This window comes from Staphylococcus schleiferi, assembly GCF_025558325.1.
GTDB lineage: Bacteria > Bacillota > Bacilli > Staphylococcales > Staphylococcaceae > Staphylococcus > Staphylococcus schleiferi.
In genome coordinates, this window is the sequence record NZ_CP094712.1 from 442,120 (window position 1) to 454,526 (window position 12,407).

Here is a 12,407-nt window from a genome sequence, read left to right on the forward strand (position 1 = left end):
GAGATTGAGTGTGGTTTTTATATTTGTGATAGGCATCGTTTAAAAAAGCGATCGGAAGGCTGGGAAAACTTAAATGCATCCCAGCCTTTTAAATGTGGACTTTTTCAAACCGCCTCATAACGTTTGACGGTTGAGAGTAATAATAGAAAGCCTATTACGACTGTTGCCAAAACTAAACCTGACATCATAAGTGGTGTGAGTACCGTACCAATGATTAAAAATAGCCGTGATATGAGCTCTGCACCAATCGGTACCCAACTGTCTAGTGCAGAATGTGCACCACGTGTATCGGCAGGAATAAACCGTATTTTTTCTGCTTCCACAGTCGGCGTGAACAAAATTTCGCCAATTGTGGCCATCAACATGAAGATAACGAGGACGACTGCGTGGTTATTACTCATAACGACAGTATAGCCTCCTGCGAAAAAGAGAAAGCCAATATTTAAAACGGTCGCGACTTTGAAACGTTTGAAATAATGTAAAATCGCAAAGCTTAAACTAATAATCGTCAAAGTATTGATTAATAACAATATTGAAAACATACGGACACCATCAATCGGAAAGCCAAACAATTGAAACGTTTTGAATTGATGTTCTAAACGCACTGCAACATAGGATGAGAGTGACATTTCCGCACTTAATATGAGCATACTGCTGATAAGCAATAAGACGAAGGGTCGATTCCGATATGCCACTTGATAACGTTGAAACATCGCCACAAAGCGACGTGCTGATGGATGACTGATTGTGCGTCGCGCTTCTTGTACACCAAAATAGAGAATCAACACATTCAAAGTCAAACAAATAAAAATCAATATAAATAAACACACTTTGAACGAGCTGTAAAATAATCCTCCAATCAGCATCCCGAGTGCAGTAGAGGTGTTCGAAATCCAATACTTAAAGCGGGCATAGGGTTGTCGGTTTGTCTCGTCAATACTATCTAAAGCTAAAGCATTGTACATCGGTTTGGCTAAGGCAGTAAAGAGCTCATTGAGAAGGTAACAAGCCAAGAAAACCAAAAATAATAATTGAAATGACTGTGCCCCTTCTAATTGAGCCAATACAGCCCCCATACCTAGAAAGAGCAGTGCACTCATTGCCGTTAAACAAGCGATGACATGCTTCTTAAGTGGTAAATGGTCGCTCAAATAGCCACCGATAATCGACCCGCTAAACTTTAATAAAATTCCGACAATGAGCATAAGTCCGGCTTTTTTACCGCCTAAATAGTGCGTGAGTAATAATGCCATAAACGGAAACACGGCATTCACTGAGGCATTTTGAATAAACAACATGAGTAAACGCAACTTCACATTTTTAGGTAATGTCATAAGCATATCTCCATTTTATAAGATAAAAAATATGTAAAATTAGTATTATATTACCTTTAAAGTGTAAGCGTGTCAAAATTTGTGTGAGACCGTTGTGCACGTTACAATTTTTAAGAGGCATTGGGCTATAATAAAGAGAAAGAATGGAGGGTTATCGTTTGGATATCAAACAAATGAAATACTTTGTAGAAGTTGTACGTCAAGAAGGGATGACACGTGCAGCAGAAACATTGTATATTGCACAGCCAACAATTAGTAAGGCAATCAAAGAGCTAGAATTAGAATTAGGAGAGCCATTATTTGATCGTTCGAAGCGGCAACTGAGCTTAACAGATGTGGGTGAAGTTTTCTTTAATAAAGCGTGTGAAATATTAAATTTATATGATAGCTTACCTTTTGAAATCAGTAGTTTACTTGGAATAGAGAAAGGTTATGTTTCTATTGGATTATCTGCCATTATGGATATGGAAAGATTTGGACAAGTATTGGGAGAATTTCATCAAAAGTATCCGGATGTCGTTTTTAATCTGAATGAGAACGGCGGGAAAACGATTGAAGCTCAAGTGAGAAACAATGATATCCATTTAGGGTTAACGTCCTTACCAGTAAATAACCAAGAATTCGATTCATTCCCACTCTATTCAGAGCGCTTTGAAGTGGTGATGCATCATCTCCATCCGTTAGCACACCAACAAAGTGTGACAATTTCTGATTTAAAAGACGAAGATTTTGTGATGTTTAACGAGGATTTTTATTTGAATGATAAAATCATTGCGGTAACGCGCCAAGCGGGGTTCGTTCCGCATATTGTTTCTAAAATTTCGCAATGGCGTTTTATTGAGCATTTAATTACTGCCAAGATGGGGATTAGTATTTTGCCTGAGAACATCGTGCGTATCATTGCTCAGAATCCAGAAATCAGAGTCTTACAACTGAGTGATGTCACTTTAGATTGGGAGATGGGCGTGATATGGAAAAAAGATGTGCACCTTAACCATGCCACTAAAACTTTTTTAGATTACCTGAATATCCATCTGCCATTGGCACAACAAGGAGATAGCGTTATCATAGAAAAAAGTAATGATTGATATGAAAAACCAATATTTTTCTTATGTATCATCACCCTTTACAATAGAATCATTCGAATGAAGAGAAGGGTGGATGAAATGATTAAGTTGAAAAAGTGTTTTAAAGTGTTATCACAATTACTCATCATATACGGCATTACATTATTAGGTAACGGGATTCAACAATTATTTCACATCCCACTTGCAGGAAGTATTGTTGGATTAATCCTATTTTTTATTTTACTGCAGTTCAAAATCGTGAAAGTAGAATGGATTAAAGAGGGCGCAAATTTTCTACTCGCTACGATGGTGTTTTTCTTCATTCCTTCTGTGATAGGCGTGATGGATGTGGTTTCTGAATTAAATTTAAACTTCGTTGTCTTTTTCTCGCTTGTTGTTTTAGGGACTATACTTGTCGCTTATAGTTCCGGTTTAGTTGCTGAAAAAATGACAACAGGACGTGTATTTCGCAAAGGGCATGAGCAATCATGATGTTTTTACAGGGCGTTGCAATGATTGCGTTGACAGTCGTGATGTATATACTGTCTAGAAAACTATATACAAAGTTTAATTTTCCTATTCTTAACCCTGTTTTAATCACATCTATAAGTGTCATTATGATATTACTCTTATTTCGTCTCGATTATCACAGTTATATGGTTGGAGGACAATGGATTAATCAATTACTCGGATCTACCGTTGTTTGTTTGGCTTTTCCATTGTACTTAAATCGTCACAAGATTTTAAAATACTTCAAAACCATCTTCGTGAGTGTGTTAACTGCGGTCACTTTAAACTTTTCCCTAATTTATTTTAGCTTAAAGTTACTCGGTTACGGTCGCGAAGTTATCGTGACTTTGTTACCCCGGTCGATTACAGCCGCGGTCGGAGTGCAAGTGTCACATCAGCTCGGCGGCGAAGATACAGTGACAATTATGTTTATTATTGCTACTGGTCTCGTCGGAAGTATGATCGGTGCAACACTTGTGCGCATGACGAATTTTCAAACTTCTATCGCACGTGGGATGACATTTGGGAATGCTTCTCATGCATTTGGTACTGCACGTGCTTTAGAGATGGACTTAGAGTCGGGCGCATTTAGCTCAATCGGCATGATTTTATCTGCCGTTTTAAGTTCCGTTATGCTTCCAATCTTATTGATGTTGTTCTATTAATGAATAAAGAATCGTCATGGCTACCCCTACATGCCATGACGATTTTTTAATTTTATATTGATAAATATGATAATATGATATTATTCACGAAATGACATTGGAGGTGCAGGAAGTGAACACCATGTTCTTTATAGTGATTTTATCAATCTTAACGGTGATTGCTTGGGTCATTACCATACGTGCGTTTAAACGTACAGCAAAACCTGGTAAAATCAGTCCGAATAATTGGGCGGTGATTACAGCGGTTATCACAACGCTGACAATTATGTTAATGTTCATTTATAGCTTGATGTAGACTCGCATTAAGCATATATCATCATGACAACTTGAGTAGGTTGTTCAAACACCTTGAGTTCTTTTGAGGTGTATTTTACGATGGATATTGCATGACGCAGTCAAACCGCGTTCCCATGTTCACTGATGACTATTATCATATGTAAATTTCAATTTCCACATCATTTGCGATAACACTGTAATTTTAAATGCAGTGTGCGCGAAATGATGTGGCTTTTTTATTTTGATGTTTACATTGTGATGGTCGCTGATATGCATTTAACAACAATTTTTAAATGAGAACTGGATTTAAACTTAATAGAAAATTTAAATTTAATATTGTGTAAAAGTTGGCTTAATGCTAAAATTTTATTGATAATGAAAATCATTATCAATAATTGCTTTTATAAGGAGACAGAATAATGCGCGTGATAATGAATGTTTATGTGTTGTTCTTGATCCTTTGTGTGCTCACTGTCTGCTCTTTATTTATTGGTGTGAGTCGTGTCCCTATCACTGAGCTATTTCAATTTAATGCGCATCAACTGAATATCTTATGGGCAAGTCGAATACCAAGAACAGTAAGTATTTTAATTTCTGGGAGTGCTCTAGCGCTTGCAGGGCTTATTATGCAACAAATGATGCAAAACAAATTTGTGAGTCCAACGACTGCAGGGACGATGGAATGGGCAAAATTAGGTATTTTAATATCACTTATCTTTTTCCCAAAACAACATATCCTTTTAAAATTGGTTTTTGCCGTTTTATGCAGCTTATTTGGAACATTTATGTTTGTTCAAATTGTGCAACGGATTAAGTTCAAAGACGTGATCTTTGTACCGCTCATCGGCATCATGCTTGGCGGGATTGTCTCTAGTTTTGCGACTTTTATTGCATTAAGAACAAACGCTGTTCAGAGTATTGGCAATTGGCTAAATGGTAATTTCGCGATAATTACGAGCGGACGCTATGAAGTTTTGTATTTGAGTATACCGCTACTCATTCTTACATATATTTTTGCAAATCAATTTACGATTGCTGGAATGGGACGTGATTTCAGTAAAAATCTAGGCTTAAATTATGAATGGATTATGAATATAGGCTTGTTTATTACTGCCACGATGACTGCACTTGTTGTAGTCACTGTTGGGACGTTACCTTTCTTAGGGTTGATTGTGCCAAACATTGTTTCAATTTTTAAGGGTGATCATTTAAAAAATGCGTTGCCACAAACAGCGATTCTCGGCGCCATTTTTGTGATGATTTCTGACATTTTTGGCCGTCTTATCGTTTATCCATACGAAATCAATATTGGACTAACGATTGGTATATTTGGCACATTTGTTTTTATTGTGATGTTAATGAAAGGACGTCGACATTATGAACAATAAACCTTTGAGAACACTTATCTTTTTAATGTTAGGTACAGTGATTGCGGCTTTGATGTATTTATTGATCGGAATTGATTTCGAAATATTTGCCTACCAAATTTCAAGTCGACTTAGAAAATTTTTCTTAATTTTATTAGTTGGCGCTGCGATATCCGCATCGACAGTTGTTTTTCAGTCGATTACAGTCAATCGACTATTAACCCCGTCCATTATGGGATTAGATGCTGTCTACTTGTTTAGTAAAGTACTGATATTATTTGTATTTGGTGTGAATTCAGTCTTCGTCCATTCTTTTTATTTAAATTTTTCAATATCGCTTATTGCTATGGTCATATTTGCACTGCTTTTATTTGAAGTTATTTTTAAATTCGGTCAGTTTTCTATCTATTTTATTTTACTGATCGGTGTTATTCTGGGGACATTTTTTAGAAGTATTACCAGTTTTCTTGAGCTCTTAATTAACCCAGAAGATTTCTTAGCTGTACAAAGTGCCATGTTTGCAAATTTTGATGCATCTCAAACACCGCTTGTAATGATTTGTGCGGTTGTGTTACTTGTATTGCTTGGTATTACAGTGGCAGTGATTCCTTATTTAGACGTTCTCTTATTAGGGAGAGCCCAAGCGATTAATTTAGGTGTGAATTACAATGTGGTCACACGCTTACTGTTAATTCTTGTCGCACTACTAGTCGCTATTGCAACAGCTTTAGTAGGGCCGATTACCTTTTTAGGTCTTTTAACAATTAACTTAGCCCATGAGTTAATGAAAACATTTGAGCATCGCTATATATTACCTGCAACAATTTGTATCAGTTGGATTAGTTTATTTATAGCACAGTGGATTGTGGAACACTTATTCGAAGCAACAACACAAGTGAGTATACTGATTAATTTAATTGGTGGTATTTACTTTATTTACTTATTAATGAGAAGGAGGACAGCGGCATGATTCGTATTCGAGGATTAAACCAATCTATCGATGGTAAAGAGATACTCAAAGATATTGATGTTGATATTGAAAAAGGAAAATTAACATCTTTGATTGGTCCAAACGGTGCTGGAAAGAGTACATTACTTTCAGCAATGAGTCGTTTGAATTCATTTGATTCTGGGGCTATTGAGATCGAGGGTCAAGCAATAGAAACGTATCAAAGTCAGACGCTTGCGCAACGTTTATCCATTCTGAAACAAACTAATCATACAGAGTTAAATATTACCGTTGAACAGCTCGTTAATTTTGGTCGCTTTCCTTATTCGAAGGGCTATTTAAAGAAAGAGGATAAAGAAAAAGTTAATGAAGCACTCTCATTATTAAAGTTGGAAGAAATTCGACATCGTTATCTTAAAACGTTATCCGGAGGTCAGCGTCAACGCGCTTATATTGCGATGACAATTGCTCAAGATACGGATTACATTTTATTAGATGAGCCTTTAAATAATTTGGATATGAAGCATTCTGTCCAAATTATGCAGACGTTACGTGAACTTGCTGCTTTTCACAATAAGACCATTGTGGTTGTCTTACATGATATTAATTTTGCTTCTGTATATTCAGATCGTATTGTCGCTCTGAAGGATGGCAAATTGATCAAAGCAGCACCTAAACGCGAAGTCATTCATACAGCTGTATTAAAAGAACTTTATGAAATGGATGTCAAAATAGAAGAAATTCGTGGACAACAGATTTGTATTTATTTTGATGAATAATGCTGTATATCATTAAAAGCAACACGATTAAATAGCTTAAATATGTGGAGGAAAACAATGAAAAAACTGGGTCTATTATTAATGATGACACTCATGGTGATTTTAGTCGCATGTGGTAATCAAAACAATGATAAAAAAGAAGAAACGAAAGAAGCGGACAGCAAAAAAACTGTTGAAATTAAAAATGATTTCACTTTAAGAGGGGAAGCTAAAGACGGTAGCGAAGACAAATCATATCAAGATACAGTGAAATTAGATAAAGTTCCTGAAAAAGCAGTCGTTTTTGATTATGGTACGGTCGATACGATGAAAGCACTTGGATTAGAAGATAAAATTGTCGCGTTACCAAAAGGTGAAGGTGGTGCATCACTTCCAGATTTCTTAGATGATTTTAAAGATGATCGCTATGCGAATACAGGGAGTTTGAAAGAGATTAATTTTGATGTTGTCGCAAAAGCAAAACCAGATGTCATTTATTTATCACCAAGAACAGCGTCACAGAAAAATATTGATGAATTAAAAAAAGCAGCCCCTAAAGCAAAATTAATTTATACGGGTGCTAACGATAAAAATTATGTAGCTTCTATGAAAACAAACACTGAAAATTTAGGTAAGATTTATGATCAATCAGACAAAGCGAATCAACTTGTTAAAGATTTAGACCAAAAGATTGATGAAATGAAAGCAAAAACGAAAAACATTGATGAAAAAGCAATGTACTTACTTGTTAATGAAGGTGAATTATCAACATTTGGCGCTGGTGACCGTTTTGGTAATTTAGTTTATGATACATTAGGATTTAAACCAGCTGATGACCACATTAAGAGTAGTAGACATGGTCAGAATGTGACAAATGAATATGTCAGTGAGAAAAATCCAGGTATTATTTTTGCGATGGATCGTGGTCAAGCGATAGGTGAACAATCTTCAGCTAAACAGGTACTTAGCAATGATGTGCTTAAAAATGTAAAAGCAATCAAAGATAAAAAAGTTGTCGAAGTAGATCCAAAATTATGGTATTTTGCATCTGGTTCAACGACTACAACAATTAAACAAATTGATGAATTGGAAAAAGGGCTTAACTTAAAATAAGGTTCTAAGCTTTTAGTGATTCTATGTTATAGACAGGGTTGGAGCGACACGGTTCCAGCCCTATCTTTATATAGAGCATCGAGTTTGCAAGAAGCAAGTTACCATAATAGAACGCTTTGATGATGAACAATATGACACGCATGCTTAGCTATGGCGCTTATTCGATTCATTATCGATTAAAAAATTGGTATAATACGTTTAAATTGAAAAAACGAAAGAGTGAGAAGGATGGTCAATACTTTAGTCATCACAGACGGTCAACCTTACACCCATGAATATGTAAATATGATGCGGGAGCAAGGTCATAAAGTTTATGTACAAGTGTCACCGACTATGGCACAAACGACGAATGGGCGAACACGCCACATTGATTTATTTAACAAAGCAGATGTTGTAAAGGCGCTAGAAGATATTGCTTTTGTCGTGATTATTGGAGATCCACATTATTCTAACAACGCCTTAACACAAAGACGTGTGATTAATTTGGAGCGACTCATCTATGATAATTTAGCAACCGCTATGCATCAAGCGGGTGTCCAAAAATGTTTAGCAATTCAAGCACGTCTCAATCCTATACTTGAACAAACATTGGCAGCTTATAATATTGATGTGATTCATCAAAAAATAAAGGTGAGACATTTAAAATGGGGAAAACGTGCGCTTTACCAACTGAGTAAAGAAACACAAACTGTACGTTCTATACAGGCCCTTGAAATTCCTGAAAATGTTTCCATGGATGGTGTTACATCTATGTATGGTCGCTTTCTTAAGACATTGAATGGTCGATTGATCAACGGTGTCTATGATGGAACGCGTTTTACAATTATTTTAATGCCATTCAAGTTACCCCTCATTCAAATGTATCACGACACCACAAGTGATCCTGTTAAAAGCGTAGTACTCAATATTACAGGGGGATTGCTTGTTAAAAGAAGCGGTCGGATTCCAAGGTTAGAGTTTAGACGTTTAGAAGGCGCAACAACGACTTGCTTAATCGCTTTGCATGACTTTGTGCCGAGATTACCTTGGCCGATTTATCGTTTAACACAGGCGCCATTGCATGTAGGCGTTTCATATTTATTTTATAAGTATTGGAATAGCTTTAAATAAAGAAAAGGCTTTAAGTTCACTAAAAAGAAAAACTCACCTAGTCCATGAGACTGGGTGAGTTGAAGTGTATCAACGACCTATTTAGGTGTCTTACAGTGCGGTTGGATTTGAAGGGAAATTATTATCTAGAAAACGTTGTAAAATACCAACCATATCTGCCAAATCATTGCCTTCAAATTTAAGTGAAGCACAAGCATCAACAGTGACATTTCTTAATTGTTGTTTCAGTTGACGCCCTTCATCGGTCAATGAAATATTAAGGTTACGTTCGTCTTCAGGGTTTCTAATTTTTTCAACAAATCCTTGCGCAACCAACTTTTTAATAAGTGGTGTGAGTGTACCTGAATTTAAATAAATTCGGTCACCTAAACGTTTAATATTGATCACTTCATCATCTTCTATTGAAATCAATGTAATATAACCTGTATATGTGAGATTATAGTTTTTTAAATGCGCGCTATACTTTTTAATGACTTCTTTGGAAGCGACATAAAATAAAAAGCATAATTCTTTATTTAAATTTTTATCTTGATTTGTCATTTTCAGACCCCCAGTATATAGAAGTGATTATTTCTATTATAACACTTTTCTCTTGATTCAAAAGAAGGTATAAAATATAATCAAATAGCACTTGATTAAATGGATTATTATAAAAATAAAAGAAAGGTGATACTTATGGCACTTAATCAAAACTTTGAGGAAATAATGACAGGAAGACGCTCGGTAAAATTATTTGACGAATCTGTTAAAATTCCACGTTCAGAAATGAATGAGATGATTAGAAAAGCGACGTTAGCACCTTCATCAATTAACATGCAACCATGGCGCTTTGTAGTGGTTGACACTGAAGAAGGTAAAGATACATTACGTCCACTTGTTCAATTTAATACACGCCAAAACGATTCATCTGCAGCGATGATTGTTATTTTCGGTGATATGTTAAATTATGAATATGCAGAAGAAATCTACGGTTCTGCAGTTGAACAAGGCTTTATGCCAGAAGATGTTAAAGTTGACCTTGTTAAACGTTTTGTAGGTATGTATGAAGGTCTTGATCAACAATCAATGAATGACATTGTTAAAGTGGACAGCAGTTTAGCTGCAATGCAGTTAATGTTAGTTGCACGTGAACATGGTTATGATACGAACCCAATTGGTGGTTTTGAAAGAGAAAAAATTGCTGAAGGTTTAGGATTAGACCCTCAACGTTATGTACCTGTTATGATCGTAGCTATTGGTAAAGCAGCCCAAGAAGGTCGTCCAAGTGCACGTTTAGATGTAGACAGAATCGTTCAATACCGTTAAACCTAAAGAGGCATTGCTATTCGCTTTGTAAAGAGTGGCTTCATTGCGAATATGTTCTCCATCCCCAAGGCTAAAATGAACGTAACTTTCATTTTCTTAAATGAGATCAATTGCCACATAATTAAAGTGATAGTGACTGATGAACAAATTAATGGTGATAGACCAGATTTGCATCTGTTGCTATCACTTTTTTTGCAATTTTTAGCTAAAAATTTGATAATACAATCATAAGTAGTAAAGTGGTAAGTAGTGAGAACATCGATGACATGGGAGTAAAGACAAAAAATGATAAAACGCGTATTCAATCAATATGGGGTGAGAACATGTTTGTAGAAAAAAACGCGCCAATCAATGTTCAAAGTTTGAAGCATGAATTTGCAAGCTATCGAATTGAAGATTTAAAGCATTTGGACCAACCTGAGGAAATCATCGCATTTGTAGCACTGGAACATTCGTATCGCGCGGCGTTAGAAGAGATTAGTACAAAATTGAGGATACTAGACGAAGATTTCCAAGTCAAAAATGCCCATAATCCAATTCACCATATGGAGCGACGAGTGAAAAAGCTACCTAGTTTACTCCAAAAACTTAAAAGAAAAGGCATCGAAATCAGCGCGAAAGCTGCACAGACACATATCATGGATATTGCAGGAATTCGAGTCATCTGTAATTATATTGATGACATTTATACTGTGGAGCAACTATTGTTAAAACAAGCAGACATTAAATTGTTGAAGCGTAAAGATTACATCGAAGTGCCTAAGCAAAACGGCTATAAAAGTTTGCACATTGTTGTTTCAGTCCCTATATTTTTGACAGATGGGACGGTTGAAACGCCCGTTGAAATCCAATTACGTACGATTGGGATGGATATGTGGGCGAGTTTAGAACATAAATTGCATTATAAAAACACAAATGGCAATACAGACGTTTATCGTCATACATTGAAAGAATGTGCGCTTGAAATTGCAAATGTTGAACGCAAAATGCAGCGTATTCATCTCAATATTCAACAAGATGATGTGAGCAATCAAAATACAACGCATCATCCCCATTTGGAAGAATAACCTGATGTTATTCATAAGCATGCAACCAACGCATATGAAACATTGGTATAAATAAAACGCTATGTAAAAAGGACATATTAAGAAATCGAAAGGTGTATTGATTTCTCAATATGTCCTTATTCAATGCGATAAAGACTACGTTGTTGATGGGGTAATTGATGAATAAAAGGTTCAGGATCTTCGGCAAAACGATTACCAATACCGCCCTTCATACGTTGAAAATGGAGGTGAGGGCCTGTTGTTTGTTCTCCCGTATTACCAGATTGTGCGATGACATCTCCAGGAGAGACAGTATCGCCGGCTTTAACTTCATATCGGTTTAAATGCATAAACCATTGATAATGTGTGCCGTCAGCTTCGCGAATCTCTAAAACATTGCCACCTAATTTATTTTTAAAGGTACGTGTCACAGTACCGTGCGTTGGCGCAAGGATTTTTGTGTTTTCAGGTAAAGCGTAGTCGATACCATAATGACGGGAATCGCCATTAAATGATACACCATGACTATACTTTCCAAATCCATGTGTTTTTCGATCAGGATGTATATACTTTTCATATTGAGCTGTATACCAATGTGTGAGCTGTGACTTGAGCGTGCGGTCATTCCGAAGCACAGTAAAAGTCACTCCTAGCATGATCATAGAGAAAAGTATAAAAAATAAGGAACGTTTCATATATCCTCCTTATATGAATAAAGTAATATTATTTTATAAGGCATATGTAATCAGCACAATGATTTTGTTTCAAAGTAGCACGTAGCTAATGATATGGAAGGAAATAATTCATATATCATAGCAGTTTTATTATAAAAAGAAGCGCTAAGACGATTTTCTGTTAAGAATCATCTTAGCGCTTCTTATTTTAATATTGATGTTCTGATCTATTA

14 protein-coding genes are annotated in these 12,407 nt (G+C 35.9%); 11 read left to right on the forward strand and 3 right to left on the reverse strand.

Going from position 1 to position 12,407, the window contains the following annotated elements:
* Positions 1–104: 104 nt before the first annotated feature.
* Entirely contained in the window at positions 105–1,334 is a 1,230-nt protein-coding gene (locus MUA40_RS01835) for an MFS transporter (RefSeq protein ID WP_016426105.1), read from the reverse strand.
* 158 nt (positions 1,335–1,492) lie between these two features.
* Here MUA40_RS01835 and cidR point away from each other — a divergent pair, with 158 nt between their 5' ends.
* The 9 genes from cidR (at position 1,493) to MUA40_RS01880 (ending at position 9,149) form a co-directional block, all read left to right on the forward strand.
* Positions 1,493–2,422 carry a cidABC operon transcriptional activator CidR gene (gene cidR / locus MUA40_RS01840; protein WP_016426106.1) on the forward strand — a complete coding sequence of 310 codons (930 nt, stop codon included), beginning with the start codon at positions 1,493–1,495 and terminating at the stop codon, positions 2,420–2,422.
* Between the two features lie 78 nt (positions 2,423–2,500).
* Positions 2,501–2,893, forward strand: a complete 393-nt coding sequence (locus MUA40_RS01845; protein WP_016426107.1) for a CidA/LrgA family protein — start codon at positions 2,501–2,503, stop codon at positions 2,891–2,893.
* Positions 2,890–3,576 carry an LrgB family protein gene (locus MUA40_RS01850; RefSeq protein WP_262569781.1) on the forward strand — a complete coding sequence of 229 codons (687 nt, stop codon included), beginning with the start codon at positions 2,890–2,892 and terminating at the stop codon, positions 3,574–3,576. Before MUA40_RS01845 ends, MUA40_RS01850 begins: the two co-directional genes overlap by 4 nt.
* 112 nt (positions 3,577–3,688) lie before the next feature.
* Entirely contained in the window at positions 3,689–3,871 is a 183-nt protein-coding gene (locus tag MUA40_RS01855; RefSeq protein ID WP_154840321.1) for a hypothetical protein, read from the forward strand.
* 400 nt (positions 3,872–4,271) lie between these two features.
* Entirely contained in the window at positions 4,272–5,240 is a 969-nt protein-coding gene (locus tag MUA40_RS01860) for an ABC transporter permease (RefSeq protein ID WP_016426110.1), read from the forward strand.
* Positions 5,230–6,189, forward strand: coding sequence for an iron chelate uptake ABC transporter family permease subunit (locus MUA40_RS01865; RefSeq protein WP_016426111.1), 960 nt, complete (start codon positions 5,230–5,232; stop codon positions 6,187–6,189). The genes MUA40_RS01860 and MUA40_RS01865 overlap by 11 nt, the downstream gene beginning before the upstream one ends.
* Complete coding sequence (locus MUA40_RS01870) at positions 6,186–6,947, forward strand: iron ABC transporter ATP-binding protein (RefSeq protein WP_126496088.1); 762 nt, start codon at positions 6,186–6,188, stop codon at positions 6,945–6,947. Before MUA40_RS01865 ends, MUA40_RS01870 begins: the two co-directional genes overlap by 4 nt.
* 57 nt (positions 6,948–7,004) lie before the next feature.
* Complete coding sequence (locus tag MUA40_RS01875) at positions 7,005–8,039, forward strand: ferrated catecholamine ABC transporter substrate-binding lipoprotein SstD (RefSeq protein ID WP_167732624.1); 1,035 nt, start codon at positions 7,005–7,007, stop codon at positions 8,037–8,039.
* Between the two features lie 228 nt (positions 8,040–8,267).
* Complete coding sequence (locus MUA40_RS01880; protein ID WP_194368956.1) at positions 8,268–9,149, forward strand: hypothetical protein; 882 nt, start codon at positions 8,268–8,270, stop codon at positions 9,147–9,149.
* A 90-nt stretch (positions 9,150–9,239) separates the two neighbouring features.
* Here the strand turns inward: MUA40_RS01880 and MUA40_RS01885 are convergent, their stop codons facing one another.
* Positions 9,240–9,689, reverse strand: coding sequence for a MarR family winged helix-turn-helix transcriptional regulator (locus MUA40_RS01885; RefSeq protein WP_016426116.1), 450 nt, complete (start codon positions 9,687–9,689; stop codon positions 9,240–9,242).
* A 135-nt stretch (positions 9,690–9,824) separates the two neighbouring features.
* Between MUA40_RS01885 and MUA40_RS01890 the strand changes: the two genes are divergently transcribed.
* Together MUA40_RS01890 and MUA40_RS01895 are read left to right on the forward strand one after the other, a co-directional pair.
* Positions 9,825–10,454 (forward strand): nitroreductase family protein, encoded by a 630-nt coding sequence (locus tag MUA40_RS01890; protein WP_016426117.1) that lies wholly within the window; start codon positions 9,825–9,827, stop codon positions 10,452–10,454.
* Between the two features lie 323 nt (positions 10,455–10,777).
* The gene (locus MUA40_RS01895; RefSeq protein ID WP_037559438.1) at positions 10,778–11,521 is read left to right on the forward strand and encodes a GTP pyrophosphokinase; all 744 of its coding nucleotides are present in this window, start codon (positions 10,778–10,780) and stop codon (positions 11,519–11,521) included.
* A 116-nt stretch (positions 11,522–11,637) separates the two neighbouring features.
* Here MUA40_RS01895 and MUA40_RS01900 read toward each other — a convergent pair whose 3' ends face one another.
* A complete protein-coding gene (locus MUA40_RS01900; protein WP_126496086.1) occupies positions 11,638–12,195 on the reverse strand; it encodes a M23 family metallopeptidase in 558 nt (185 codons plus the stop codon).
* Positions 12,196–12,407: the final 212 nt, after the last annotated feature.

Excerpts from the sequence above, each read along its gene's own strand:
- MUA40_RS01890 (WP_016426117.1), top strand. The coding sequence starts at position 9,825 with ATGGCACTTAATCAAAACTTTGAGGAAATAATGACAGGAAGACGCTCG.
- MUA40_RS01895 (WP_037559438.1), top strand. The coding sequence starts at position 10,778 with ATGTTTGTAGAAAAAAACGCGCCAATCAATGTTCAAAGTTTGAAGCAT.
- MUA40_RS01875 (WP_167732624.1), top strand. The coding sequence starts at position 7,005 with ATGAAAAAACTGGGTCTATTATTAATGATGACACTCATGGTGATTTTA.
- MUA40_RS01900 (WP_126496086.1), bottom strand. The coding sequence starts at position 12,195 with ATGAAACGTTCCTTATTTTTTATACTTTTCTCTATGATCATGCTAGGA.
- MUA40_RS01880 (WP_194368956.1), top strand. The coding sequence starts at position 8,268 with ATGGTCAATACTTTAGTCATCACAGACGGTCAACCTTACACCCATGAA.
- MUA40_RS01845 (WP_016426107.1), top strand. The coding sequence starts at position 2,501 with ATGATTAAGTTGAAAAAGTGTTTTAAAGTGTTATCACAATTACTCATC.
- MUA40_RS01860 (WP_016426110.1), top strand. The coding sequence starts at position 4,272 with ATGCGCGTGATAATGAATGTTTATGTGTTGTTCTTGATCCTTTGTGTG.
- MUA40_RS01850 (WP_262569781.1), top strand. The coding sequence starts at position 2,890 with ATGATGTTTTTACAGGGCGTTGCAATGATTGCGTTGACAGTCGTGATG.
- MUA40_RS01835 (WP_016426105.1), bottom strand. The coding sequence starts at position 1,334 with ATGACATTACCTAAAAATGTGAAGTTGCGTTTACTCATGTTGTTTATT.
- MUA40_RS01865 (WP_016426111.1), top strand. The coding sequence starts at position 5,230 with ATGAACAATAAACCTTTGAGAACACTTATCTTTTTAATGTTAGGTACA.
- MUA40_RS01870 (WP_126496088.1), top strand. The coding sequence starts at position 6,186 with ATGATTCGTATTCGAGGATTAAACCAATCTATCGATGGTAAAGAGATA.
- MUA40_RS01885 (WP_016426116.1), bottom strand. The coding sequence starts at position 9,689 with ATGACAAATCAAGATAAAAATTTAAATAAAGAATTATGCTTTTTATTT.